The organism is Rahnella sp. PD12R, assembly GCF_019200965.1.
Taxonomy (GTDB): Bacteria; Pseudomonadota; Gammaproteobacteria; order Enterobacterales; family Enterobacteriaceae; genus Rahnella; species Rahnella laticis.
On sequence record NZ_JAHTMS010000002.1, the window covers coordinates 98,829 to 125,785 of the forward strand.

Here is a 26,957-nt window from a genome sequence, read left to right on the forward strand (position 1 = left end):
GACCGCCCTGAGAACAAACTACGCCAAATCCCCCCCGTTACTGGCTATCACTTTTTTGTACCAGTAAAACGATTTCTTACGGGTTCTTTCCAGCGTGCCGTTGCCGCTGTCGTCGCGGTCGACGAAGACGAAGCCGTAGCGTTTGCTCATTTCGCCGGTGGAGGCGGAAACCAGATCGATGCAGCCCCACGAGGTGTAGCCGATGACCGGGATGCCGTCGGCGATGGCTTCGCCCATTGCTTTGATGTGTTCGCGCAAATAACTGATGCGGTAATCATCGACGATCTCGCCCTGCGCGTTGATTTCATCTTTTGCGCCGAGGCCGTTTTCCACCAGGAATAACGGTTTCTGGTAACGGTCGTACATCATGTTCATGGTGATGCGCAGCCCGAGCGGGTCAATGCCCCAGCCCCATTCGCTGGCTTCGATGTGCGGGTTTTTCAGTGATTTTACGATGTTCGCCGCGCTGCTGTTGTTGTCGTTCATGTCAGCGGACGCACAGCGCGAAGCGTAATAACTGAAGGACACAAAATCGACGGTATTTTTGAGGATGTCGTCATCGCCCGGCTGTTTGTCGATGACAATACCTTTTTCAGCGAATACGCGGCGGGTGTAGGACGGATAAGCGCCGCGCGCCTGAACGTCGATAAAGAACAGGTTTTCGCGATCCTTTTGCAGCGCCGCCCAGACATCTTCCGGCTTGCAGGTGCGCGGATAGAAATTGCCGCCCGCCAGCATACAGCCGACCTGATTTTCCGGGTTCACTTCATGGGCAATTTTCGTCGCCAGCGCGCTGGCAATCAGCTCATGATGCGCGGCCTGATATTTGACCTGCTCCTGATTTTCGCCCTCTTCGAACACTAAACCCGCGCCGGAGAACGGGCTGTGCAGCAGGATATTGATTTCATTAAAGGTCAGCCAGTATTTCACCAGCCCGTCGAACGCCTCAAAACAGGTGCGCGCATAACGGGCGAAAAACTCGACCATTTTGCGGTTACGCCACGAACCGTATTCAATCACCAGATGCATCGGCACATCGAAATGGCACAGCGTGACCAGCGGTTCGATGCCGTATTTTTTGCACTCGGCAAAAACGTCACGGTAGAACGCGATGCCCTCTGCGTTCGGCGTTAACTCATCGCCGTTGGGATACAGACGACTCCAGGCGATTGAAGTGCGGAATACAGTGAAGCCCATTTCAGCCATCAGCGCGATGTCTTCTTTATAACGATGATAGAAATCAATCGCCTGATGACTCGGGTAAAACTCTGTTGCATCGAGCCGGAAGCGCTTTTCCTGACCGGTTTTTACCGCCAGACGGTGCGCGCCGTGCGGGATCATGTCGACCGTCGTCAGGCCTTTGCCGCCTTCAAAACTGGCACCTTCGGCCTGGTTTGCGGCAATCGCGCCGCCCCATAAAAAGCCGTCAGGAAATAAAGATGCTGCCATGAATTACGTCTCCTTTAATGTGAACGCGCTGCGTCGGCTGCCACCGGCAACGGCGCAGGCGTTGTGATCTCTGCCGTTTTGCCCTCTTTCGGCGCCACGGTTTCCACGGGAATATCTTCAAATCCGAGTAACAGGGTGATGACAAACGAAAGCACCACCGCGAGGATCATGACTCCCGCCACCCAGACAATTGTCATCGGATTGGACGGGTCGAAGAACTGGACGCTGGTAAACAGCCCCGGCGACGCCATCGAATGGCTGGCGAGGCCGCCTAAACCGGCAATACCGCCGCAGATAAAACCGCTGATTAAGCAGGCGATGAGCGGACGTTTAAGCCGCAGCGCCACGCCGTATAGCGCAGGTTCTGAAATCCCGGCCACAATCGCGGAAGCCGCCGCCGCCAGTGCGGTCTGGCGCAGTTCCGGGTTTTTCGTCCGCCACGCCACCGCCAGCGATGAACCGCCCAGCGACAGGTTTGCGCCAATTTCAGACGGCATCACCATGCCTTCTTTTCCGGTTTCCGCAATGGTCTGAATAATGGTTGGCGTGAACACGCGGTGCATGCCAGTCATCACCAGCAGCGGCCAGGCCGCGCCCATAATCGCCACCGACAGCCAGCCGAGATAGCTGTGAACGGTATACACCACGGCGGAAATACCGGTACCAATCCAGATGCCCAGCGGCCCGATCAGCACGATGGCGATCGGTGCGGCAATCAGCATGATCAGCATCGGCTTGAGGAAGTTTTTGGTGACGACCGGCGTAATGCGATCCACCCATTTTTCGATGTAGGACAGCAGCCACGTCATGCACAGCGCGGGGATCACGGTGTAGGTGTATTTCACCGCCGTGACGGAAATGCCGATGAACTCGACTTTCTGCCCCTGCGCGGCTTTCGCCATCAGGTCGATAAACGCCGGATGCACCAGGATCCCGGCAATCGCAATCGCCAGCGACATGTTGGTTTTGAATTTCACCGCCGCCGACGCGGCCACCATCACCGGCAGGAAGAAGAACGCGCCGTCGCCGATGGTGTTGAGGATCACCAGCGTGGAAGCGCCCTTTTCAAACACGCCGGTCATATCCAGAATCATCGCCAGCAGTTTGACCATCGAACCGCCGATAATCGCCGGGATCAGCGGCGACATGGTACCAATCAGCGCATCGAGAATTCCTGCGCCAATCCGTTTGAGCGTAATTTTGTTTTTGGCGGGGGCATCGCTGGCCGCCGCAAAACCTTCCGGCAGCAGTTTCAGCACTTCGGCGTAAGCCTGCGACACGTTATTGCCGATGATCACCTGACACTGTTTTTCATTGCGCACCACGCCCATCACGCCGGTGATGGATTTCAGCGTCGCCGCGTCCACGACGGATTCGTCGTTCAGCACGAAGCGCAGGCGCGTCATGCAGTGCGTGACCGCAACCACGTTGCCCGCGCCGCCGATGGCATCGACGATTGACCTGGAAATTGATGCAAAATTCTTAGCCATGAGTGATAACTCTCTCGGATTCATAGGGTTATGAATAATTATCTTTTCGGGAAGCCTTTTTTATGAAACGTAGCGGGCTTTTTCCGAAATAGTAGGTAACCGGTTTCACACGAGAATGTTCAGTTCTTCTTCTGACTTCAACAAATAAATACAACACCGTTTCATTTTTGTGATGACGATCTCCCTGCGCAGTGAAATCGTCTCAGGACGCGTGGAATGTGTAGAATGACGAATAATTTTTCTCATCCAGAAGGTGCCTGATGTCGACAATGCAGGAAGTGGCAGCCAAAGCGGGCGTCTCGAAAGCCACGGTTTCCCGTGTGCTTTCCGGCAAGGGTTATGTGAGCCAGGAAACCAAAGATCAGGTCTATAAAGCCATTGAGGAAGCGGGTTACCGGCCCAATTTACTGGCAAGAAATCTGGCGACCAGCAAATCGATGTGCATCGGGCTGGTGGTGACGAATACGCTGTATAACGGGCATTATTTCAGCGAGTTAATTTCTCAGGCCGCGAAAAAACTCGACGCTAACGGACGCCAGCTGATTCTGGTGGATGGCAAACACAGCGCCGAAGAAGAACAGGACGCCATTCAGTTTTTGCACGATTTGCGCTGCGACGGCATTATTATTTATCCGCGCTTTTTATCGGTCGATGAAATGGATTTGCTCATCGATAAATATAAGAAACCGGTGATGGTCGTGAACCGCAAATTACGCAAACATCAGAGCCACTGTATTTATTGCGACCACAAAGGATCGAGTTTTAACGCCACTCAGGCGCTTATTGAACGCGGACATCGGGATATTGCGTTTATCACCGGTTCGATGGATTCCCCGACCGCTATTGAGCGGCTTTCCGGCTATCGCGACGCGCTGGCGGCATCCGGTTTGCCGGTCAAGGAATCGCTGATCGTGCAGGGAAAATGGTCTCCGGCCAGCGGTGCGGCGGCGGTGAAAACATTGTTGTCGTCCGGGCAACCTTTCAGCGCCCTGCTTACCAGTAACGACGAAATGGCGATTGGGGCAATGAAGCAGCTCAGCACCGCCGGAATTGCCGTGCCTGCGCAGGTTTCAGTGATCGGGTTTGATAATATTCCGACCGCACCGTTTCTTATTCCGGCACTGTCGAGCGTGAAAGATCCGGTGAGCGATATGGTCAGCGAAGTGATCAGCCAGATTATCGCCATGCTTGATGGCGGTTATTTATCCGGTCAGAACAAATTTTCATCCGATCTTATTCTGCGCGATTCAGTGACCGACGGGCCTTATAAAGTTGTGCAGTAATTCACGGGAATATTCCGGCGCGCTTACAGGCAATACCGTAAGCGCCCTGCATTTCCCTCAGCTTTACGTAAACGCAGTTTAAATTTTCCGTTAAAACCCCTCTATTAAGCCTTATCCGAATTGTCGTTTTCCCGTTTGCCCCGCAAAGTCTGTGTGTTATCAGAAAACACCGTCAAAACGGGAACGAGGAATACAATGATTAAGTCAGGAATGGTTGTTCTGTGTGCGTTGCTGGCGACCGCCAGCCTGAGTGCTTACGCTGAAGGTCCGCACAGCGGGCCGGTCAGTCAACCGCAGCCGGTTCATAAAGTTCACAAGCCTGTCGTGAAACATGAAAAACCGCATCATCAGGTTAAGCCTGCACCGGTTCATCATAAATCGAAGCCAAAACCACCGGTGAAGCACGAACCCAAACCGCAGCGTCCGTAACCAAAATTTAACAGGCCGCAATAATTTGCGGCCTGTTTATTTAACACATTGGATCCCCTCATATTCCCCTTAGCTTTTTATGCCATTTCACTAAAGTTTCATTCCTGCCGTGCCGATAACGAATTTGGTCACTAAAACTCAAAAGTGCAATTTAACTTAAGTCCGATCTTTTAGCTAAAAACGCTTAATTTTAAGCATGTTAGAAGCAAAATTTGGCGAACTAAGAATTATCTTATGCTAACGTTTCATGAGCACATCACAGCAAAAATGCGTCGGGACAGGCGCACTATTTAGCCGCACTCTGATTTGGACGGAATCCGGGCAGAGACGGCAGGCTACCAGGCAAAAAAAATGAGCGAAGATTCTGATGTACTGTATCGGTTGCTGGTCCAACGCGTAGAAGATTACGCCATCTATATGCTGACACCGGACGGCACCATTGCGAACTGGAATGCGGGTGCGCAGCGGGCAAAAGGCTATACGCCTGAAGAAGTCGTGGGGAAGCATTTTTCATGCTTTTACACGGAAGAAGACAAAAAGAGTGGCTGGCCGCAGCACGGTCTGGAGACCGCGCGTTCAACGGGCCGCTATGAATCTGAGGGCTGGCGACAGCGCAAAGATGGCTCACGTTTTTGGGCGCACATCATTATTGAAGCCCTGCGCGAAGCCGGCGAAATCATTGGTTTTGCCAAGATCACCCGTGACGTAACGCAAAGACGTGAAACTGAAAAAGAGTTGCTGAAGGCCAAAGAACTGGCCGAATCCAACAGCGAACAGCTCTCTTCTTTATCGCAATTTCTGAACACGGTGATCGCAAATATTCCCTCTTCCGTGATCGTCGAAAATGCCGTTTCGCGGGAAATTCTGCTGGTGAACCGTCAGGCCGAACGCCTGCTGGGAATTTCGCGCGAGAAAATGCTCGGCAAACGCCCGCAGGATTGCATGGGATTCGGACTCAGCAACTTTATTAATAAGCAGTCGGACGAATGTCTGCGCGCTGAAGGTGTGCATAAAAGCGAGCAACAGCTGCTGACGGCCATCGGCGACCGTACGCTGCAAACCACCAGTTCGGTGATCCGCGGACACGATCCGCAAACCAGCTACGTGATGATGATTGCTGACGACGTGACCGATCAGCAGGCCGCGCATGCGCGCATTCACCACATGGCGCACCACGATAATCTGACCAGCCTGCCCAACCGCATTCTTTTCAGCCAGCGTCTTAACGAAGCGTTGCAGCGCGACAGCTATACGCACAGCCACACTGCCACGTTGTGTCTGGATCTGGATAACTTCAAAAACGTGAATGATGCGCTGGGTCATCAGGTCGGCGATGAGCTGCTGCGGGCGATTTCCAAACGTCTGCGGATGACACTGCGCGATGACGACACCCTGGCGCGTATCGGTGGCGATGAGTTTGCCGTCGTGCTGCCCGGCCTGAAAGATATCTCCGCTGCGCATCAGATTTCCAAACGCCTGATAGAATCCGTGCGTCCGCCGGTCATTATCGACGGTCACTCGCTTTCGGTCGGCCTGAGTATCGGCATCGCGCTGGCGGATTCCATCGAGAACACGCCGGATCAGCTGCTGCGTTGCGCGGATATGGCGCTCTACGAAGCCAAACGTAATGGCCGCAACCGGTACGAAGATTTCCGTATTGAAATGGACGCCGCCGCCCGTAAACGCCGCGTGGTCGAAATGGACTTGCGCGACGCGATTACCTGCAATCAGCTGCGTCTTTACTACCAGCCAATTACCGACGCCAAACACGATGCGGTCATCGGTTATGAGGCGCTGATGCGCTGGCATCACCCGCAAAACGGGCTGATTATGCCGGTGGATTTCATCCCTATCGCCGAAGAAACGGGCCTGATCCACAGCCTTGGATCCTTTGCGTTGCACGAAGCCTGCCGCGAAGCCACAACCTGGACCGGCTCGCAGACCGTCGCCGTGAACCTCTCACCGATTCAGTTCAAAAACAGCGGACTGGTTTCTGTGGTGGAATCCGCACTGGAAGCGTCCGGGCTGGATCCGTCACGGCTGGAAGTGGAAATCACCGAGTCCGTTCTGCTCGACAATACGCTGGGCAATATCGATACCCTGCGAAAACTGAAGGCGCTGGGCGTGCGTATTGCGCTGGATGATTTCGGCACCGGCTATTCGTCGCTGAGCTATCTGCGCTCGTTCCCGTTCGACAAAATCAAAATCGACCGGTCGTTCATCAACGATATGCAGGACAGCCGCGAAGCGCTGGCGATCATCCGCGCCATCACCGGCATGAGCCGCAGTCTGGATATTCAGACCACCGCAGAAGGCGTCGAAACCCCCGAGCAGTTCAGGCGTCTGAAAGAAGAAGGGTGTAGTTTGTTCCAGGGATATTATTTTGGACGGCCTCAGCCCTCAGAATCTCGCCTGACCGGGTTTACACCTCTCTGATGATAGGTATTAGACACGATTTGCGGGGGGAGTAATCGGGGGATAAGGGTTTCATTATTGGGCTAATTCTGGCGATTAACTTTTCACTGGCCGTGAGGGCTGACATCTGACCGAGAATATTTCGGTTTCTCAGTTGCAGCGTTCACATAACTCGCTGCGCCGAAACCGACCAAAGAGGGCTATGACGAGCCCTCTTTGGAATCTCCGCGTCTTTTTTTACTGCGCGCTTTCGCTCGCTGGCTATGTTCCAGATGCCGCTGCTATTGCCGCGAAAACTTGCCGCTACGCGGTTCCCTTACTCGGTTTCGAGCCATAGGTCTCGAAACGCTTCGCTCGGCAAGCTTTCTGAAAGCGGCCGGAGGCTTATCTAAATTCAAAGGCATTTTGAATAACAATTAGTGGTGAGGTTGCGAATTAGAAAGTTATTGGCCGCTTTCAAAAATCACGCCAAAGCGAGAGGTGGAAAACCGCGTATCTTTTCGCGCGGTTTGTAACCCGAGTGAAGGGCACCGCGCAGCGGCGGGATTTTGCGGCAATAACCGGCGTTGCTGAAACAGTGCCAGCGAGCGACAGCGCGCAGTGAAAGAGCCCGGGATTCTTAAGGGGCGCGGCGACAGGCGCTCCTTAAGGCCGGTTTGGGTGGCAACCCAAGGTCTTGACCCGTGCTGGCAAACGCATCCCATTTTTTGAATTTGACAAAGACATTCCCGAATGTTCCAAATGTCTGAATGAGTTCAAAAATGCTGGCGCCGCGAGGGCGTAATGCATTCACCGCTTCTTAAGGAATAAAGATGTCTGAGAATTACGATTTTAACGTCGCTTACCCTACCCTGCGCCCGACGATGATGGGGACCAACGCGGTCTGCGCTTCCCAACCGCTGGCGGCGCAGGCCGGGATGAAAATGCTGATGCTCGGCGGAAACGCGGCCGATGCGGCCATCGCCACCGCCATCGCGCTGACCGTGCTGGAACCCAGCGGTAACGGCGTGGGCAGCGACGCTTTTGCGATTATCTGGGACGGTAAGAAAGCCCACGGTCTGAACGCCTCGGGCCGCTCACCGGCGGCGTGGACTCCTGAATATTTCGCCTCCAAAGGCCATGAAGCCGTGCCGACCTATGGCTGGGACGCCGTCACCGTGCCCGGCGCAGTCTCCGGCTGGGTGGCGGTGGCAAAACGTTTTGGTACCCTGCCGCTGACTACGCTGGCACAACCGGCGATCGATTACGCCCGCAACGGTTTCCCGGTGTCGCCGCTGATTAGCCGCCTGTGGGAAATCGCGGTGAAAAAATTGAGCAACCAGCCGGGTTTCAGCGAGTGTTTCGCGCCTGAAGGCCGTGCGCCTAAAACCGGCGAATTCTTCCGTAATCCTCAGCTGGCCGACACGCTGGAGCTGATCGCCAGAACCGAAGGCGAAGCGTTCTACCGCGGCGAACTGGCCGATAAAATGATCGCCCACAGCCGGGAGTGTGGTGGTGCGATGACGCACGATGACCTCGCAAATCACAAAGCCGACTGGGTGGAAACCCTGCAACAAACCTTCGCGGGCGGTTCGGTTCACGAACTGCCGCCAAACGGTCAGGGCATCGCCACGCTGATTGCGCTGGGCATTCTCGGCAAGCTTAATATCGGCGATAAACCGGTGGATTCCGTCGAAACCACGCATCTGTGCATCGAAGCAATGAAACTGGCGCTGGCCGATTTGGATCAGCACGTCACCGACAACGACCATATGCAGTTCGACCCGCAACTGTTCCTGAACGATGCGTATCTGGAAGCACGTGCGCGCCTGATTGACCGCACGAAAGCCAGCGACGTGACCTACGGCGCACCGCGTCCGGGCGGCACGGTTTACCTCACCGCCGCCGATTCCAGTGGCATGATGGTGTCGTTTATTCAGTCCAACTACATGGGTTTCGGTTCCGGCGTTGTCGTACCGGGAACCGGTATCAGTATGCAAAACCGGGGTTGCGGCTTCACGCTCGATCCACAGCATGCCAACTGCGTCGCGCCCAATAAGCGCACGCTGCACACCATTATTCCGGCGTTTGCGCAGGACGGCGAAGGCAAACCGCTGATGTCCTTCGGCCTGATGGGCGGCCCGATGCAGGCGCAGGGGCATTTGCAACTGGCGCTGCGCATTATGCTGTACAAACAGAATCCGCAGGCCGCCATTGATGCGCCGCGCTGGCGGATTGACGGTGGCCGTCAGGTCGCGATGGAAGCCACTTATGACCACAATACGCTGGCGGCACTGCGCGCAATGGGGCATGAGCTGATTGTCGAAGATCCGCTTGGCGGCCATTCGTTCGGCGGCGCGCAGGTGATTGTGGTGAATCCGGCGGGCGGGTATCTGGCGGGGACGGAATCAAGGAAAGACGGCCAGGCATTGGTGATGTGAGAAATTTTCGGTTTTTCACTTACCGTGAGGGGCTCATATAAGTCAACACCTTGGGTTGCCACCCAAACGGTCCTCAGGTCAAAATCGACGTCAAGGTCGTGGGCGTCGGCCCACACCGACTTGGGGGCGGCATATCGCCGCCGCCCCCAAGACCCCCGGGCTCTTTTACTGCGCGCTATCGCTGGGACGATGGACATGTTCCGCCACATCCGCGGGTGGCGCGAAATATCGCCGCTGCGCGGTACCTTCCCTACGGGCTTCGAGCCTTGCGGTCTCGAACCCTCGGTCAGCAAAATTTCTGAGCGCGCCATCCCACCATTCAAGAGAATCGATATTCATGCTTCTTCGTTTTTCAAAATAATGAATGGTATGGCCAGGTTGTGAACTAACAGCCATTGGCCGCTTTCAAAAATCACGCCGAAGCGAGAGGTGGAAAACCGCGTATCTGTTCGCGCGGTTTGTAACCCGAGTGAAGGGAACCGCGCAGCGGCGGGATTTTGCGGCAATAGATGTGGCTGCTGAAACATAGCCAGCAAGCGATAGCGCGCAGTGAAAGAGCCCGGGATTTTCAAGGGGCGCGGCGATAGGCGCTCCTTGAAGCCAGTTTGGGTGGCAACCCAAGGTTTTAGCGGTGTGGGCCGACGCCCACGACCTGGAAGTTGAAGTTGAAGTTGAATTTCCCCTTTGATCCCACCTCCTCTGTGACACCCCTTCCAAATTTCACCTAAAAAAATGTAATTCGACGCAGGTCGTTTAAAAATTTGAAACACCGTTCTATAAATGGAGTGTTGAGTTTGTCGCACTTTCATATGGAGAACAAATCTATGAGCCGTCCACTGTTTCATGGCGTGATCCCGCCGGTTTCTACCATCCTGAATGAGAATGAGCAGCTTGATCGCCAGGGAATGGCGCGTCTGATTGATTTCGCCATTGAAGGCGGCGTTAACGGGCTGTTTTTCCTCGGCAGCGCGGGGGAATTTGCGCATATGTCCCGCGAACTGCGGTATGAAGTCGCCGAATTTTGTACGAAACACGTCGCCGGACGTGTACCGGTGCTGATTGGCGCAGCGCATCCCGGCACAGCGGAAACGCTGGCGTTTGCCCGGCACGCCAGAAGTGTCGGCGCGGACGGCGTGGTGGTGGTGAATCCGTATTACAACCCGATCACGGAAGAAGCGCTGTATCTGCATTACAAAACCATTGCCGAAAACGCCGGGCTGCCAGTGGTGATGTACAACTATCCGGGGCTGACCGGTCAGCCGATTCCCGTGAGTCTGATTAAACGCCTGGCGCTGGATTGCCCGAATATTGTCGGCCTGAAAGATACCGTCGACAGCCTGAACCATATCCGCGAAACGCTGGCGGCGGTGAAACCGGTGCGCCCGGATTTCGCGGTATTCTCCGGCTATGACGAATATCTTTTCGGCACGCTGATCCTTGGCGGTGATGGCGCCATTCCCGCCAGCGCGAACTTTGCACCACAGCTCACCTGCGGCATTTACCGCGCGTTCAGAGAGAAAGATTTCGCCACCGCCATTGAACTGCAACAGCGCCTGTCGTTCCTGCCGCCGTTGTATTCGCTGGATACGCCGATTTACAACGTCATCAAATACGCCATCTCGCAGGTCGGTATCGACGTACCTGTTTATTCGCTTAAACCGGCGTTGCCGCTGAGTAATGATAAACAGAAGATCGTACGTGAAATCCTCCGGCAGGCAGGCGTCCTGCACTGATTGCACGCCCCGCCATCCTCCCTCCGCAACGAGGGAGGAAAATGCCTGACAGATCTAAATCGAAATCATTACTATTCCGCTTTAATATTCGCTACTCTATCCGCATGATTTACCGAACCGAATCTCTTTCATAACGTCATGATGCAAACACTTCTCGACAGTTTCCGCGATACGCCCGTGAGCTGGGTAGCCGATACATTTAAGCCGCTGACGCCGCTGGTCACCAACGCGATGCCGATGTCACAGCTGACCACCGCCGAGGGCTGTGGCCTCGTGCTGAAACGCTATCTGGATGCCAATGCCGCTGACGCCGCGCAGTGCGACAAACGCCGCGCGCGCATTTCGATGTGGTCACAATGGTATTTCGCCACCCTGCTGCCAAGCTGGGTGATAGTGTCCTTGCGCCACGGCTGGCAACTGCCGATCGCCGCTGAAAATGTCTACCTGTGTATGCAGGAAGAAGGCTTACCGGCGCAGATTTATCTGGATGGCGAAGGCGAAGCGCTGATTTCACAGGAACCGATGGCGCGGTTTGACATGATGATCGAACAGCAGCTGCGCCCGATTTGCGAAGCACTGGCAGAATTCTCCGGCCTGAAACCGGGCATTTACTGGAGCAATGCGGCCATCCGCGTCGGCTGGGGTGTGAAACAGGCCGAACTGGTTGATGCTGATATTTCTGACGGCATGACGCTGATGGAATCGCGCGAGCTGCGTTACGGTGGCAAAAATCCGTTGTTTCAGCCGATGCGCGCAGAAAACCCCGCGGATCCCGACAGCCCGCAATACCGTAAACAGTGCTGCCTGCGTTACGATCTGGAAGACCACGCAATGTGCCCTTCCTGCCCGTTATTGCTAGCAGAGCGTAAATCCGGCAAAAGACGCAAAACCGTCGCGGAGTAATTTGCTGATGCGCCAGCCACTTACCAAACGGTAATAAGTTAAGCGTAAAAAATGATTGGATCTTAGTCTCATATAATTATAAGAATTACGTTATATAGACCAACGAGGCATTCATCATGACAATGAAAAAACCTAAGAGCTGGCCATCCGCTCTTAACTCGCTGGCCTCAGAGGTGATAGATACTCTGGCGCAACCCGTTAACCGCGTATGGAACACGTTAACCGGCAAACAGCAGCCGCTCAGAGCAAGGATTGTTCATCGTTATGCGATTCCGTCTACCCGCACCATCAGCGTAACGGAAGGGTTCTTCGGATTTATTCCGGTGGAATCTTATGAAAACGAACGTTTTATTCTGGAAGTCGCCTACGCCGACAAACAGTATCAGGTAGAAGTCCCGCGGGCTTATTACCAGAAAAGTAATATCGGCGACGGTATCGATATCCACACGCTGTAACGCCCTCTTCTTTAAACAGGCTGCACCTTCACGGGCGCAGCCTTTTTTATGCCCTGAACTCTGCCGTTTCTGCCAAAAAATCTGCCTTACCCCACAGATTTCGCTTTTATTTTGTTCAATACATGAAAATTATTGACATAATAATCACCTGAATTTAGAAAATTATTTACATTCTATTCCCACCGTTTTTTCCTTTTATGAGGTTAATGATGACCCGCACCGGACAGCTTTCCCCTGCCTCTGCCAGCCAGTCACGCCGCGCGTTAATCGCCGGTTCGGTGGGCAACTTTATCGAATGGTACGAATTTGGCGTTTACGGCTATCTGGCGACACTGATCGCCGGGAACTTTTTCACCCTCGAAGGCCAGACCGGCATGACCGGCTTACTTCTGACGTATGCATCGTTCGCGCTGGCCTTTTTCTGCCGCCCGATTGGCGCCATTATTTTTGGCCGCATCGGCGACCGCATTGGCCGTAAGCCCACGCTGATTGCCGTGGTATTGCTGATGACGATCGCCACCGCCATCATCGGTATCCTGCCGACTTACGCACAAATTGGCGTCGCCGCGCCGCTGTTACTGACGCTGATGCGCATGTTCCAGGGCCTGTTTGCAGGCGGTGAATTTGGCGGCGCGGTTTCGCTGATGACGGAATTCGCCCCGAAAGGTAAACGCGGGATTTACGGCGCGTGGCAGTCGTTCACCGTGTCACTCGGCCTGCTGACCGGTGTGGCGCTGGTGGCTATTCTGGTGCAGTGGCTGCCGGAAGCTGAAATGAAAGCCTGGGGCTGGCGCATTCCGTTCCTGCTGGCGCTGCCGATGGGGCTGGTGGCGCTTTATCTGCGTCTGAAACTCGACGAGACGCCGACCTTTATTGCCAGCCAGAAACCGGAAAAAAACGCGCCGCGCACGGCGGAAGAAAAAGCCTCAACGCTGGCGACCGCCAAAGCTATCGCGCTGGGGATTGGCCGCATGATGGGCTGGTCGGCGGGCGGTTACACCTTCCTGGTAGTGATGCCGTCTTATCTGCAAACCTCGCTTCACGCCACGTTTTTACAGGCGCTGATCGCGACCGTGCTGGCGAACGTCGGTTTCGCGATTGCGATCCTCCCCTCGGGCTGGCTGAGTGACAAAATCGGCCGCAAAAAAGTGATGATGATCGCCGTGCTGGCGGTGATTATTCTCAGTTTCCCGCTGCTGCATCTGCTGCAAAACCCGGACAGCAGCCTGCTGGCAAAAGGCGTCGCCGTGCTGATTGCCGGTGCAACCATCGGCATGATTGCAGGCCCCGGCCCGGCAATGCTGGCGGAAATGTTCCCCACCCGCGTGCGCTATACCGGTCTCGGGCTGTCGTATTCGCTGTTAAATGCCGTCTTCTCCGGCTGCGCAGGGCTGATTATCACCGGCCTGATTAAAGAAACCGGGAATCTGGATATTCCGGCGTACTACGTGGTGGCAACCTGCGTGGTCAGTTTGTTTGCGCTGATGACGCTGCGCAAAGACGACCATCTTCGCGAACTGGAAAAATAACCGATGAATCTGCAATCGCGCTTACAGGCTTTGCAGGGCAGCTTTTCACCGGCTGAAAAGCGGATTATTACGCTTATCATGCTGAGCCCGCCGGAGGTCGCGAAACTGAGCGTCACCGCACTGGCGAAGCTTGCCGAAACCAGCACCGCCACGGTGGTGCGAACCAGCAAACGGTTAGGGTTTGAGGGGTATCCCGCGCTGCGGCTGGCGCTGGCGGCAGAATTGCCCCTTGCGCTGCCGCACGAAGAATCGCCGCTGGCGGCAGACATTAATGAAGCCGACTCCCCGAAACAAATCCTGCATAAATTGCTGGCGTTTGAGGTGGAAGGCGCGACAGCCACGGCGCAGTTGCTGAAAGGCGAATCGCTGGAACAAGCCGTTGCGGCGCTGGCTCAGGCGCGTCGGATTGACGTCTACGGCGCAGGCGCGTCTTCGCTGGTGGCACAGGATTTTTGCCAGAAACTGCGCCGCATCGGCTTTGTCGCTCAGACGTTCGGCAGCACCGATGAAAGCCTGGTCAGCGCCTGTCAGTTAACGTCCGCGGATGTCGCGCTGGCGATTTCCCATTCCGGCGAAACGGCGGGCGTGCTGGACGCACTCCTGCACGCGAAAAACACCGGTGCGGCAACGCTCGCTATCACCGCCAGTGGCCGGTCACCGCTGGCGCGCAAAGCCGATATTGTGCTGCTCACCAGCAGCCGCGAACTGGGTTTTCGCGCCGCCGCGATGGCGAGCCGCACCAGCCAGTTGCTGATTATCGATTGCCTGTATATTGGCGTTGCGCAGCGTTTTCCAGGTGCGCGGGACGCCTTACGCAAAACCCACGACGCCGTGCGCCAGCGCCGCCGCTGATATTCCGGCACTTCACAACGCGCCTTCTATACTTCATAAAACACTTCGTTTTATGCGTTTATCTGAGGGCAGCCATGTTCACCCACCGTTTGGTTTTTCCTGCCAGCGTGCTTCGCGGACGCGGAGCGATTAAACATTTAGGCGCAATGTGCGGACGTCTCGGCCAGCGGGCGTTATTGGTTGGCGGTAAACGGGCGATTGCCAGCGTGGAAGCCAAAGTCGCCGATCAGCTCGAACAACAGGTGGTCAGTTATCTCGGCAGTGAAATCTTCAACGGCGAATGTTGCCAGCAGGAAATCAACCGGCTGGCGGACGTTTTCCGCACGCAGGGCGTTGAAGTGATTATCGCCACCGGCGGCGGAAAGGCGCTGGATACCGCCAAAGCGGCGGGCGTCGCCTGCAATATTCCGGTCGTCACATTGCCGAGCATCGCGGGTACCTGCTCCGCCGTCACCTCGCTGGCGTTTCGTTATCATGAGGACGGCGAGTTCCGCGACATGGTTCCGCTCCCCTGCGGCCCGGCGGCGGCGGTGATCGACGCTGATTTGCTCGCAGCTTCTCCGCTGGCGTGGCTCTCAGCCGGTATCGGCGACACGCTGGCAAAATGGTACGAATATCGAGCCATCAGTGACCTGAACCAGCTCACCGGCCTTGCCGGTGTTGCAAGAACCAACAGTGAACTTTGCTATACGCTCATCGAACACTTCGCCGCCGACGCCTGTTTCGCGGTGCAGGACGGCAAAGCCAACAACGCGCTCGAACAGGTTCTCGATGCGATTTTCCTCTACGCCGGACTGACATCCATTATGAGCAACGGCGCACACACCGGCGCGTCCCACGCGTTATACGAAGGCTTCACCGCCTGCGCCAAAACCCGCCACGTCGCCCACGGTTTGCTGGTCGGCTACGGGAATCTGTGCCTGCTGGCACTCGAAGGCCGCAGCGATGAAGAGCTGCACATAGCGTTAGCTCTTGCGCGTGCCAGCGCAATCCCGACGCAGCTTTCGCACATCGCTGAAGGCCTGACAGAGCAGGATCTGGCAGTGATTATCGACCGCAGCCTAAGTACGCCGGATATGGCCAACATGCCGGGGGATGTCTGTTTCGCAGATGTGAGAAGTGCAATTGAGAGAGTGGAAGGGCTCGCCGCCCAAACGGGACTTCGTTTTTGACGGGATCGAGTAAATTTTGGTTTCTCACTCGCCGTGAGGGCTGGATCGAGAATATTTCGGTTTTTCAATAACAGCTATCACTCAGCGGCTGGCGCCGAAACCGACCAGAGAGGGCCAGGACGGGCCCTCTCTGGACTCTCCGCGTCTTTTTACAACACGCGCTGTCGCTGGCTGGCTATGTTTCAGCAGCCGCAACTATTGCCGCGAAAACTTGCCGCTGCGCGGTACCTTCATTTCGGTCTTCGAGCCTTTCGGTCTCGAAACACTCATTCAGCAAGCTTTCTGAAAGCGGCCGGAGGATTATCTAAATTCAACTGCATTTTGGATAACAATAAGCAGTGAGGTTGTGAACTAGAAAGTCTGTGGCCGCTTTCAAAACGGCGTTGAGTGAGCGGTGAGAAACGGCGAGAGTCTTTTTTCGAGCAGGTTCGAACCCGAAGCGAAAGTACCGCGCAGCGGCGCCGTTTGCGGCACTAGCCGGAGTTGCTGAAACATAGCCAGCGAGCGGCAGCGCGCAGTTAAAGAGCCCGGGATTCTCAAGGGGCGCGGCGACAGGCGCTCCTTGAGGCCGGTTTGGGTGGCAACCCAAGGTTTTGAATTCAGGGATTCAAAAGCCCCCTTTTGTCCTCCCCCAACTCCCACAATTTCCGCCGAATCAGCTGTTTAAGCTTTAACGCCGCCTGCGAAGCAGGCTGATCCTTCCTGCTCAGCAGGATCACCTCAAACGGCAATGCCTCCATGACAGGCACAATCTTCAGCTGATCGACGTACCGCCGGGCGGTGAACGTATCAACAACACCAACACCGCCGCCTGCCAGCACCATGTCGGCAATCACAGAATAGGTTTTGATGAACAACGCGGAATGCGGCATCAGGCCATTCTCGCGCAGGACGCGGTTGAGCACCTGCCCGAGCGGATCCTGTTGCTGGAGCATCAGCAAATCGTTTTCACACAGCCACGCCAGAGACACCGGGCCTTCGACTTCGGCATTCTTCGGTAATAACGCCACCATGTTGGCCTGATAAATCGACTCGGCGACCAGTTCCTGCGTGGCCTGTTCGCCGAACGCCAGCGCGAAATCCATTTTGTATTGCAGCAGATCCTGACTCAGCGTGTTGAAATGCCCGGTCACCAGTTCGACGCTGCCGCCGGGCGTCTGGCGGCGAAAATCTACCAGCACCGGAGCCATGACGCTGTGCCCCAGCGCGTGCGCTGAACCGATACGCACGTGCTGGCCTTCGCCCTGACGCAACTGCTCAGCCAGTTCGCCAATCGCCTGAATATGGCTGAACAACGCCTCGACTTCCGGCATCAGGCGGCGACCTTCGGGCGTGACGATCAGCCCCTGCGGCGTGCGGTCAAACAGCGTGAAACCCAGTTGTTGCTCGGCGTGGTTCAGTACGCGGCTGACGTTGGGCTGCGAAACGTTGAGCAGACGTGCCGCGCCACTGACGCTGCCCGCCTGTAAGACCGCCTGAAAGACTTCAATGTGGCGTAAGCGCATTTATTTCTGCGTCGTCGCAAGATAAGAAAACGCGCTTAACAGGCTGATAATATTGGCGACGTTCGGGCTGTGATAGCCCACGGTGACGGCGTCGATGCGCTCAACCCCCGGGAGCAGGCTGAACAAGTCGGCCAGAACCGGTCTGGCGGCCATCAGCTCCAGATGGTACGGCCCGCTGAATCTTCCGGCGGTGAGTGGCGCGGGTTTGCTGACGGCAATCGTCGCCTGTTTGCGGATTTTGGCGCAGGCAATTGACGGACTGTCGGATTCGGCGGCATTGGCGGAAATCGCACGTTTTACGCAGACGTACTGTGATTCCGGGTAATGACGGCGGATCCAGGTTTCGAGATGATCGTCGCCGGTCACCAGCCAGAGCGGAACGTTCAGTTCGGCCCCGGCGGCGGCGTACAAATCACTTTCGCCAACCACGTTGCCGTTGAGTTTGACGCGGTAAAAGGCGCGGCCATTAATGGTGTGCGCCAGTACGCCGTTTTCTCCGGCGGCAGTGTGATAACCGACAAACATCAGGCCGTCGTACTGCTGCTGTTGCAGGCCTTCAACCATCGATAATCCGCGAGGTTTGCCCTGCACCAGACGGGCGCGAGGGTCGATTTTGTCTGCACGCAGGTTCTGCATCATCGCGTGGCTGTCAGCGACCGTGACTTCGGTTGCGCCACCGGCAAATGCACCGTCGATGGCCGCATTCACTTCGCCTTCCATCAGCGCCCGCGCGGCGTCGTAATCCGCATTGCCCGGGCTGCATTGCTCGGGGCGCATCACGCCCGCAATACCTTCGATGTCAGCAGAGATAAAGATTTTCATAATGGGTTCCCTTTTAAATTTGCGAGGTTGTCCAGAATTTCAGTCAGCCCCAGCCGGTAATGTCCGTCGAATCCACAGACGGTTTCTGCACTCAGTAAGGCATCAATAATAGCGTGTTCTGTAGCATCTGCTGCGAGCGCCAGCAGCGGTTCTGATTTTGCATCCGCTAACGTGACACCGTCACGCTGAGTGGAAAATGCCAGCGCGATATCACCGGAACCATGACCCCAGTAGCTGCCCAGGCGCCCTAACCCGGCGCCGGCGCGTTTGGCGATCCGTCCGAGCTGGCGGCTGTCGAGATAACGGTCGCAGGCCATGATGATAATGACAGAACCGGCGTCCACCTGCGGAGCAAGTTGTGGCTGGATTTGCGCGATGGCGTCCCCGACGCGCACGCCGTCGAGCGTCAGTTCAGACAACTTGCCGAAATTCGCCAGCACCAGCACGCCGAGCGTTGCATTCAGTTCTTCACACCAGCGCGACGCCGTGCCGACCCCACCTTTAAGGCCGAAACTGCTCATGCCACGCCCGGCTCCCACGCTGCCACGGGAGAACGTTGTGGTCGCGCCGTCGAGTGCGGTCAGCGCGTCGTCTTCACTGACCGCCATCGCCTGAATATCGTTAAGATAGAAGTCATTACATTCGAGGATCACCGGATTAATGGTCGCGTCCGGTCGGCCAATTTGCGGGAACTGTGCGCAACTGCGTTTCACCAGCGCGTTGAACAAGGTGCCGGTGGCGAAGGTGTTGCTGAGCAGAATGGGCGTTTGCAGTTCGCCCAGTTCCATTATCTGGGTAAGCCCCATCGGTTTAGCAAAACCATTCAGCACCGCCGCGCCGCACGGCAACGGGGTTTCATAAAGGTTATCGCCCGGCGGCACAATCGCGGTGACGCCGGTCTGGATATCCCCCGCCGCCAGCGTGCTGTGGCCGACAGTCACGCCTGCAACGTCGGTGATGGAATTGGCCGGCCCGCAGGGAAAACGCGGGTGAAAGATCTGACGCGTTTTGCGCCAGCGTTGCAGTAAGGCCGCCAGCGCCTGCTGCGTGAATTCGTCTTGATTATATTGCGGGTGCATCAGTCTTCCGTTTCATGTCATGAGTTCAGTCAGAACTTACTTCTTCAGTTTAGGATCGAGCGTGTCACGCAGCGCGTCGCCCAGCAAATTAAACGCCAGAACCGTGAGGAATATCGCCAGACCCGGGAAAACGCTGACGTTCCATTTACCCGCCATCATCATGTTACGGCTCATCGCCAGAATATTGCCCCACTCCGGCACGTCCGGTTCCGGGCCAAGGCCGATAAAACTCAGGCTGGCAGCGGTGAGAATGCTGGTGCCGATGCGCATGGTGAAATAGACAATCACGTTCGAAAGCGTGCCCGGCAGAATGTGGCGCAAAATCACCACGCGGTCAGGCGCACCGACGCAGCGCACCGCTTCTACGTAGGCACTTTGTTTGATGGATAACGTTGCCGCGCGCACGATGCGGGCGAAAACCGGTACGCTGAACACCGCCACGGCGATAATCACGTTATTCAGGCCGGGGCCGAGAATGGCGACAACGGCTATCGCCAGTAACATACCGGGAAACGCAAACAGAACGTCGGATCCGCGCATGATCAGCATGTCCGCCCAGCGGCCATAATAGCCCGCCAGTAACCCGAGCAAAACACCGGCAATCATGCCCAGCGTGACCGAGAAAATGCCGACGTAGAGCGAAATCCGCGCGCCATAAATAATGCGGCTGAGCACGTCGCGGCCTAAATCATCGGTGCCGAACCAGTGTTCCGGCGTCGGACCGACGCCCAGCGCCATCCAGTCCGGCGTCATCGGATCATAAGGCGCGAGCCACGGTGCAAAAATGGCCACCAGGATCAGCAACAGAATAAATCCGCCGGACACCAGCGCCATCGGATGACGGATAAACGTCTGGAAAAAGTCGTACCACGGCGAGCGGATATCATCGCTGTGCGGGGCAACCGCTGCCGGTGGATTTTCTCCGGTCACTGAGACAGGATCGGTCATATGCAGCTCCTAGCGCAGACGAATCGCCGGATTAACCACCGCATAAAGCAGGTCAACCAGCAGATTAATCAGAATAAATTCAAAGACGAACAGCATCACCAGCGCCTGAATCACCGGCTGATCCTGCGTTTTGATAGATTCGATCAGTAACCAGCCCAGCCCCGGCCAGCTGAAGACGCTTTCGACAATAATCGAACCGCCCAGCAGGAAACCAAACTGCAAGCCGAGCATGGTAAGTATCGGGATCAGCGCGTTGCGCATGATGTGTTTCCAGGTCACCAGCCGCGCACGTAAGCCTTTGGCGTTGGCCGTGCGTACGTAATCTTCCTGCGCGACATCGAGAAACGCCGAACGGGTGAAACGCGCCATCACCGCCGCCACCGAAGAACCGAGCGTAATTGCCGGTAAAATGATGTCGGTCGGCTGGTTAAATCCGCTGACAGCAAATAGCCCAAACGGCATGGCAACAAACTGAATCAGCAGCAACCCGAGCCAGAACGGTGGCATGGAAATCCCACCGACCGCCATACTCATCAGCGTCCAGTCCTGCCACTTGCCGCGTTTAAGCGCCGAGACCACGCCAATCACCAGCCCCAGAACCACCGACCAGGCGAAACCGGCCAGCGCCAGCAGCAACGTGGGCATAAATCCGCTTTCAATCACGCTTAACACCGGCTGACGCGTGCGGTATGTCGTGCCCAGATCGCCATGCACCATGCCGTTGAGCCAGTGCCAGTACTGCGCCGGAAGCGGATCGTTCATACCAAGCAGTTGCCGCGCTGACTCAACCGCCTCAATCGGCGCATCCTGACCGGCGTAAATACGCGCAGGGTCACCCGGCAGCAGCTTGATAAATCCAAATACCAGTAAGGACACCACCAGTAAAACCGGGATCATTTCCAGTATCCGGCGGAGAAAATAGGTCAGCATAAATGTGTTTCCCTGAATTCAGTAAACTCCCTCCCCGATAAAAAGGAGGGAGTAAAACAGCACCTCTGTTACTTAAACTGTGCCTGATTGAAAATCAGAGAACCGTCGGCCAGCATGTAGACGCCGGACAATGCTTTGCTCTTACCGACCAGATTATCCGGTACGCCCAGATACGCCATCGGCGCATCGGCCCACAGCAGTTTCTGCGCATCGGCATAGGCCGCTTTACGCTTTTCAACGTCGGCGGTTTGCAGCCCGGCGGTGATCGCCGCATCGACCTGTTTGTTGCTGTAGTACGACACGTTGTACGCCGACGGGATCCACGATTCGGTCGCGAACAGCGGACGCAGTGCCCAGTCAGCATCACCGGTCGAGGCAGACCATGCGCCGTAATACATTTCAACTTTCGCATCTGCCGGTTTCGGCGTGCTCCACAGACGCTGCGTCAGAGTTCCGGCGTCCATCGGCACCAGCTTCACGCGCACACCTATCAGCGAGAGTTGCTGTTTCAGGAATTGCGCGCTGCGAATGCGGTCGGTTTTATTCGAACTCCACATTTCCACGTCGAAGCCCTTTTCATATCCGGCTTCTTTCATCAGCTCTTTCGCTTTGGCGATGTTGTAGCTGTAATCCGGCGTGGTTTGTTTCTGATAGAACTGGACGTTTTTCGGCAGCGGCGACGTGGACGGCGAACCTAAACCGGCGAAGCCCACTTTCAGCCAGAGATTGCGGTCGATGGCGTAGTTAATCGCCTGACGGACGCGTACGTCGGAGAACTCTTTTTTCTGCGTGTTGAAGGCGATGTAGTACAGGTAGATACCCGGATCCTGCGCGATATCGAGTTTCGGATCGCTTTTCACGGTTTCCACCAGATCAGACGGCAGCGGATACACCGCATCCACGCCGCCGGATTTCAGTTTTGCCACCTGCGTGGAATCTTCCGGCGTCGGGTAAAGCGTTACGGAATCGACTTTCGGCCAGCCTTTCTGCCAGTAGTTGTCGTATTTCACCAGCTTCACGTCTTTGCCCTGCTGCCATTCGACAAATTTAAACGGACCGGTTCCGACCGGATGCACGCTCAGATCCTGCTCATTCGGATACTGTTTCAGCGACGCCGGGCTGTGCATCACCGCAGACGGGTGCGCCAGCGTGTTGATCATCGCGCCGAACGGTTTATTCAGCGTGATTTTGACCTGATATGGACTGACCACGTCTACCGATTTAATCATGCTGAACAGTGAGTTACGTTTAAGGTGATTCGCCGGATCCGCCAGGCGATCGAGGTTTGCTTTCACCGCATCGGCGTTAAACGGCGTGCCATCCTGGAAAGTTACGTCGTGACGCAGGTTAATAGTGAATTCTGTGGCGTCGCTGTTACTGGTGTAATCGGTCGCCAGCACCGGCACGACGGCCATTTTGTTATCGAACTGGAACAGACGTTCAAAAATGCCGCTCTGAATGGAATAACTCAGCGTATCCGTGGTGTCGTGCGGATCAAAACCGGTCACGTCGGCATACATGGAAATGCGCAGATCTTTCGCCTGTGCGGAGGCGGCAAAACACAGCGCCAGCCCTGCGGCCAGCAGGCTTTTACGTAGGAACGTTGAGTGCATGAACTTCTCCTGTGTATTCCAAAAAAGAAAAAAATTAACGTTATGCCTGTTGTTCAGCCACCCAGTGGTGCGGCGAAACCTGGCTGTACCTGAGTTTTTCTATCTGTACACCGGCCGGATGCACCGGCGATTTCACTTCCACATCATCAAAATTGCGCAATGCACGCTGCGTCGGATCCGCCACCGGCACAGAACTGAGCAGGCGACGGGTGTAAGAATGTTGAGGATTGCTAAACACAGAGTCTCGCGGGCCAATCTCCACAATCTGCCCGCTGTACATCACCGCAACCCGGTTGGCGATGCGTTCCACCACCGCCATATCGTGCGAGATAAACAGCCACGCCACGCCGGTGTCGCGCTGTAAATCCATCATCAGATTCACCACCTGCGCCTGAATAGAAACATCCAGCGCCGACACCGCTTCGTCGGCAATAATCACCTGCGGCTGCAACGCCATGGCGCGCGCGATGGCAATACGCTGCCGCTGGCCGCCGGAGAATTCATGTGGATAGCGGCGCGCAAAAGAGGGATCCAGCCCGACGCTTTTCAGCAGCTGATTCACCACCGGCGTGGCATCTGCCAGTGATTTTTTCAGGCCGTGCAGTAATAAAGGTTCAGCAATAGAAAAACCGACGGTCAGACGCGGGTTCAGCGACGCATACGGATCCTGAAACACCATCTGGATCTGACGGCGGACGGCCTGAAACGGCGTGTCGCGCATCAGCGTGATTTCTTTGCCTTCCAGATGAATGCTTTCAGATTCGCTGCCGACCAGACGCAAAATCGCGCGCCCGGTGGTGGATTTCCCGCAGCCACTTTCCCCGACCAGCGCCAGCGTTTCGCCCGGCCAAATTGAAAAATCAATCTGCTCAACGGCGTGAACTTCTTTGGTCACACGCGACAGCACGCCGGAACGGATCGGATAACAGACCCGCAGCCCGCGCACATCCAGCAGCGGCGGTGCGTCGTAATTCGCGGTTTTCTGATCGCCGTCCGCGGCTGAAATGTGAGCCTCATCACCTGCAATCGATTGCTTATTTGCGCCATTTTTAGCCGCGCCGAGCAGCGGAAAACGGCGAGGCCATTTGAGCCCGCGCATGTCGCCCAGTTTCGGCACGGCGGCCAGCAGCGCGCGGGTATAAGGATGCTGCGCATGAGCAAAAATTTCGGTCACGCTGCCCTGTTCCACCACGTTGCCCTGATACATCACCACCACGCGGTCGGCAATTTCAGCGACCACGCCCATGTCATGCGTAATAAAGAGAACAGACATGTCGGTGCCCTGTTGCAGGTCACGCAGGATTTGCAGAATTCGCGCCTGCACGGTGACATCCAGTGCCGTGGTGGGTTCGTCGGCAATCAGTAATGCCGGATCACAGGCCAGCGCCTGCGCAATCATCACGCGCTGACGCATACCGCCGGAAAGTTCGTGGGGATAACATTTGAGAATGCGTTCAACGTCGGGGATACGCACCTGTTTAAGCAGTTCGCGGGCTTTGTTCAGTGCATTGGCTTTTGTAGCCATCCCGTGGTCAATCAGCCCTTCCGTAAGCTGATCGCCGACCCGTAAGACCGGGTTCAGCGACGTCATAGGTTCCTGAAAAATCATCGACATTTCGCGGCCACGCAGTTTGCGCCGCGATTCTGCCGAAAGGGAATTGAGCGCGTGGCGTGTGCCGTCGCGCCCGAAAAAATTTACGCTGCCGCCGTTGATATGGGCGGAATCCGGCAGCAGGCCCATCACGCTGAGCGACGTGACGGATTTACCGGAGCCGCTTTCGCCGACCACGGCGACGACTTCACCTTTGTTAATAGAAAAGGAAACGCCCTTCAGCGCCTGAGTTTTGCCCTGACGGCCGGAAAACGTGACCGACAAATCGTTAATCTGCAAGATTGGCGATGGCTGTTCATTAATCAAAAAACGTCTCCTTTATATAGCAGTTAAAAATCAGAGCCAGACTTCGCCATTCTCGTAGCGCAATGCCGGTTCGGCGTCCTGCGCCAGCCAGATCGGGCCATCCAGATCGACACGTTCGGCCTGAACCGCCACCGGCAGCGCGGCCTCCATTGCAATGGAAGAACCGAGCATGCACCCGACCATAATCCGCAACCCCAGACGGCGGGCTTCTTCGGTCATCGCCAGCGCTTCGGTCAGCCCCCCGCACTTATCGAGTTTGATGTTGATCATCTCGTAACGGTCGCGCAGACCGGCGATATCCGAACGTTCGTGACAGCTTTCGTCGGCGCAGACAGGAATGGGATGCAAACAACGCACCAGATCTTTGTCATTGCCTGCCGGAAGCGGTTGTTCAATCATCGCCACGTTAAATTCGTGCAGCGCCTGAAACAGACTGCCGAGATCTAAACCCTGCCAGGCTTCGTTGGCATCCACGACCAGCGTCGCCAGCGGTGCCGCCGCGCGGATAGCCGCCACTTTCTCAATAATCTGCTCGCGATCGAGTTTGATTTTCAGCAACTGCGCGCCACCGGCCACGGCAATTCCGGCCGCTTTCGCCATGTTTTCCAGAGAGTCCAGGCTCAGCGTTTCAGCCGTAATCACCGAAACAGGTTTCGGCATATCAAGCAGTTGCCACAAGGTTTTGCCCTGTTTTGCCGCATCGAGACGCCACATTGCACAGTCGAGGGCATTGCGCGCCGAACCGATCGGCATCACTTCCTGCAACGCTTCACGGGTCAGCCCCTCTTCAACCAGCGGACGGATTAAATCCAGCTGTTCGCAGACGCTTTGCGGGGATTCCTGATAATGCGCAGTGGGCGTGCATTCGCCGGTTGCGGTAAATTCACCGTCCGTCAGGGTCACACGCACCACCGTCACCGCGGTGCGCGTCCCGCGTGAAATCGCAAAAGGCTTAGCCAGCGGCAACTCGGCTGACACGAAAGTCATCTGAGTCATCAGCCGTTATCCCTGATCCATTGCGCGATGTTTTTGATGCCGAAACGCACCGGATCGGTCGCCGGAACGCCGAATTCTTCACTGATTTCGGCCAGCGCGATTTTGGCTTCTTCTTCGCTCACGGCAGAGGTGTTCAGCGAGAAACCGGCAATTCTGACGTCCGGGCTGGTGAGGCTGGCCGCCGCCAGATTGGTGTCCAGGCACTGGCGCAGCGTCGGCATAAACTGATGCGGCAGATGGCGCATGTGCGGGCGGCCAAGTTCATGACACATCACCAGCAAATGCGCCTGCGCACCGTGGATCAGGCCCATGCTGACGCCTGCAAATGACGGATGATAAAGCGAACCCTGCCCTTCAATGATGTCCCAGTGATCGTCGTCATTGGCAGGTGCCAGCGCTTCAACCGCACCGGAAATAAAGTCAGCGATCACGGCATCAATCGCAATACCCGCACCGGCCACCAGCACGCCGGTCTGACCGGTTGCGCGGAAATCGGCGTTCAAATCCAGTTCACGCATGGCAGATTCCAGCGCCAGCGAGGTATACATTTTGCCGACGGAACAGTCCGTGCCGACGGTCAGAATACGTTTGCCGCTGCGCTTCTTACCGGTGCCGGTATCCAGCTCAGGCTGCATATGGCGAACATCGAACAGCTGCACGTTATGCTCAGCGGCCAGTTCCACCAGCTCAGGAATATCGTTCAGCCCCTGATGCAAACCGTTCGCCACGTTCAGCCCGGCGCGGATGGCCGTTTTAATGGAATCAAGCCAGTGTTTAGGTAATTTTCCGCCTGAATTCGCCGTACCCAGCACCATGGTTTTTGCGCCCTGCGCGACCGCTGTGCCAATATCCAGATCCGGCAGCCCGAGGGAGACAGAGTCCGTCGCCAGACGAATTTGCCCGACGCACGCTTCAGGGCGCCAGACGTGTATGCCGCGCGCCGTTTTCGCCGCCAGCGGATCCATCACATCGCCCAGGAATAACAGGTAAGGCTTGGGTATTTGCTGCATGTCAGT

22 protein-coding genes are annotated in these 26,957 nt (G+C 56.2%); 10 read left to right on the forward strand and 12 right to left on the reverse strand.

What is annotated here, in order from left to right; genetic code table 11:
- Positions 1 to 18 precede the first annotated feature (18 nt).
- Together KWG64_RS04480 and ascF are read right to left on the reverse strand one after the other, a co-directional pair.
- On the reverse strand, positions 19 to 1,449 hold the full coding sequence (locus KWG64_RS04480; RefSeq protein ID WP_218521062.1) for a 6-phospho-beta-glucosidase: 1,431 nt from the start codon (positions 1,447 to 1,449) through the stop codon (positions 19 to 21).
- Between the two features lie 14 nt (positions 1,450 to 1,463).
- Complete coding sequence (gene ascF / locus KWG64_RS04485) at positions 1,464 to 2,939, reverse strand: PTS cellobiose/arbutin/salicin transporter subunit IIBC (protein WP_218521063.1); 1,476 nt, start codon at positions 2,937 to 2,939, stop codon at positions 1,464 to 1,466.
- Between the two features lie 260 nt (positions 2,940 to 3,199).
- On the opposite strand from ascF, the gene KWG64_RS04490 reads away from it, so the two are divergent.
- The 4 genes from KWG64_RS04490 (at position 3,200) to KWG64_RS04505 (ending at position 9,486) form a co-directional block, all read left to right on the forward strand.
- On the forward strand, positions 3,200 to 4,222 hold the full coding sequence (locus tag KWG64_RS04490) for a LacI family DNA-binding transcriptional regulator (RefSeq protein ID WP_218521064.1): 1,023 nt from the start codon (positions 3,200 to 3,202) through the stop codon (positions 4,220 to 4,222).
- A gap of 195 nt (positions 4,223 to 4,417) precedes the next feature.
- Positions 4,418 to 4,651 carry a hypothetical protein gene (locus tag KWG64_RS04495; RefSeq protein ID WP_218521065.1) on the forward strand — a complete coding sequence of 78 codons (234 nt, stop codon included), beginning with the start codon at positions 4,418 to 4,420 and terminating at the stop codon, positions 4,649 to 4,651.
- Positions 4,652 to 5,002: 351 nt separating this feature from the next.
- The gene (locus tag KWG64_RS04500; protein ID WP_195815822.1) at positions 5,003 to 7,087 is read left to right on the forward strand and encodes an EAL domain-containing protein; all 2,085 of its coding nucleotides are present in this window, start codon (positions 5,003 to 5,005) and stop codon (positions 7,085 to 7,087) included.
- 791 nt (positions 7,088 to 7,878) lie between these two features.
- Positions 7,879 to 9,486 carry a gamma-glutamyltransferase family protein gene (locus KWG64_RS04505; RefSeq protein ID WP_218521066.1) on the forward strand — a complete coding sequence of 536 codons (1,608 nt, stop codon included), beginning with the start codon at positions 7,879 to 7,881 and terminating at the stop codon, positions 9,484 to 9,486.
- A 335-nt stretch (positions 9,487 to 9,821) separates the two neighbouring features.
- Here the strand turns inward: KWG64_RS04505 and KWG64_RS04510 are convergent, their stop codons facing one another.
- Complete coding sequence (locus KWG64_RS04510) at positions 9,822 to 10,331, reverse strand: hypothetical protein (protein ID WP_218521067.1); 510 nt, start codon at positions 10,329 to 10,331, stop codon at positions 9,822 to 9,824.
- On the opposite strand from KWG64_RS04510, the gene KWG64_RS04515 reads away from it, so the two are divergent.
- The 6 genes from KWG64_RS04515 to KWG64_RS04540 all read left to right on the forward strand — a co-directional run bounded on the left by KWG64_RS04515 (position 10,311) and on the right by KWG64_RS04540 (position 16,130).
- A complete protein-coding gene (locus tag KWG64_RS04515; protein ID WP_218521068.1) occupies positions 10,311 to 11,219 on the forward strand; it encodes a dihydrodipicolinate synthase family protein in 909 nt (302 codons plus the stop codon). The genes KWG64_RS04510 and KWG64_RS04515 overlap by 21 nt on opposite strands.
- Before the next feature lie 138 nt (positions 11,220 to 11,357).
- Complete coding sequence (gene fhuF / locus KWG64_RS04520) at positions 11,358 to 12,122, forward strand: siderophore-iron reductase FhuF (protein ID WP_218521069.1); 765 nt, start codon at positions 11,358 to 11,360, stop codon at positions 12,120 to 12,122.
- Positions 12,123 to 12,238: 116 nt separating this feature from the next.
- The gene (locus KWG64_RS04525; protein WP_218521070.1) at positions 12,239 to 12,577 is read left to right on the forward strand and encodes a hypothetical protein; all 339 of its coding nucleotides are present in this window, start codon (positions 12,239 to 12,241) and stop codon (positions 12,575 to 12,577) included.
- Positions 12,578 to 12,786: 209 nt separating this feature from the next.
- Complete coding sequence (locus KWG64_RS04530) at positions 12,787 to 14,106, forward strand: MFS transporter (RefSeq protein ID WP_218521371.1); 1,320 nt, start codon at positions 12,787 to 12,789, stop codon at positions 14,104 to 14,106.
- 3 nt (positions 14,107 to 14,109) lie between these two features.
- Positions 14,110 to 14,958, forward strand: a complete 849-nt coding sequence (locus KWG64_RS04535; RefSeq protein WP_218521071.1) for a MurR/RpiR family transcriptional regulator — start codon at positions 14,110 to 14,112, stop codon at positions 14,956 to 14,958.
- Positions 14,959 to 15,032: 74 nt separating this feature from the next.
- Positions 15,033 to 16,130 carry an iron-containing alcohol dehydrogenase family protein gene (locus tag KWG64_RS04540; protein WP_218521072.1) on the forward strand — a complete coding sequence of 366 codons (1,098 nt, stop codon included), beginning with the start codon at positions 15,033 to 15,035 and terminating at the stop codon, positions 16,128 to 16,130.
- A 599-nt stretch (positions 16,131 to 16,729) separates the two neighbouring features.
- Here KWG64_RS04540 and KWG64_RS04545 read toward each other — a convergent pair.
- From KWG64_RS04545 to dgcN, 9 genes are all read right to left on the reverse strand, one after another.
- Positions 16,730 to 17,635 (reverse strand): LysR family transcriptional regulator, encoded by a 906-nt coding sequence (locus tag KWG64_RS04545; RefSeq protein WP_218521073.1) that lies wholly within the window; start codon positions 17,633 to 17,635, stop codon positions 16,730 to 16,732.
- Positions 17,636 to 18,457 carry a M55 family metallopeptidase gene (locus KWG64_RS04550; protein WP_218521074.1) on the reverse strand — a complete coding sequence of 274 codons (822 nt, stop codon included), beginning with the start codon at positions 18,455 to 18,457 and terminating at the stop codon, positions 17,636 to 17,638. It abuts the gene before it with no gap.
- Entirely contained in the window at positions 18,454 to 19,536 is a 1,083-nt protein-coding gene (locus tag KWG64_RS04555; RefSeq protein ID WP_218521075.1) for a P1 family peptidase, read from the reverse strand. The genes KWG64_RS04550 and KWG64_RS04555 overlap by 4 nt, the downstream gene beginning before the upstream one ends.
- Positions 19,537 to 19,572: 36 nt before the next feature.
- Positions 19,573 to 20,484 carry an ABC transporter permease subunit gene (locus KWG64_RS04560; RefSeq protein ID WP_218521076.1) on the reverse strand — a complete coding sequence of 304 codons (912 nt, stop codon included), beginning with the start codon at positions 20,482 to 20,484 and terminating at the stop codon, positions 19,573 to 19,575.
- Positions 20,485 to 20,493: 9 nt separating this feature from the next.
- Positions 20,494 to 21,414 (reverse strand): ABC transporter permease subunit, encoded by a 921-nt coding sequence (locus KWG64_RS04565; protein ID WP_218521077.1) that lies wholly within the window; start codon positions 21,412 to 21,414, stop codon positions 20,494 to 20,496.
- A 68-nt stretch (positions 21,415 to 21,482) separates the two neighbouring features.
- The gene (locus KWG64_RS04570) at positions 21,483 to 23,027 is read right to left on the reverse strand and encodes a glutathione ABC transporter substrate-binding protein (RefSeq protein ID WP_218521078.1); all 1,545 of its coding nucleotides are present in this window, start codon (positions 23,025 to 23,027) and stop codon (positions 21,483 to 21,485) included.
- Between the two features lie 40 nt (positions 23,028 to 23,067).
- The gene (locus tag KWG64_RS04575) at positions 23,068 to 24,945 is read right to left on the reverse strand and encodes an ABC transporter ATP-binding protein (RefSeq protein ID WP_195815810.1); all 1,878 of its coding nucleotides are present in this window, start codon (positions 24,943 to 24,945) and stop codon (positions 23,068 to 23,070) included.
- Between the two features lie 30 nt (positions 24,946 to 24,975).
- The gene (gene dgcA, locus KWG64_RS04580) at positions 24,976 to 25,941 is read right to left on the reverse strand and encodes an N-acetyl-D-Glu racemase DgcA (RefSeq protein ID WP_218521079.1); all 966 of its coding nucleotides are present in this window, start codon (positions 25,939 to 25,941) and stop codon (positions 24,976 to 24,978) included.
- A complete protein-coding gene (gene dgcN / locus KWG64_RS04585) occupies positions 25,941 to 26,951 on the reverse strand; it encodes an N-acetyltransferase DgcN (RefSeq protein WP_218521080.1) in 1,011 nt (336 codons plus the stop codon). The genes dgcA and dgcN overlap by 1 nt, the downstream gene beginning before the upstream one ends.
- Between the last annotated feature and the right edge of the window lie 6 nt (positions 26,952 to 26,957).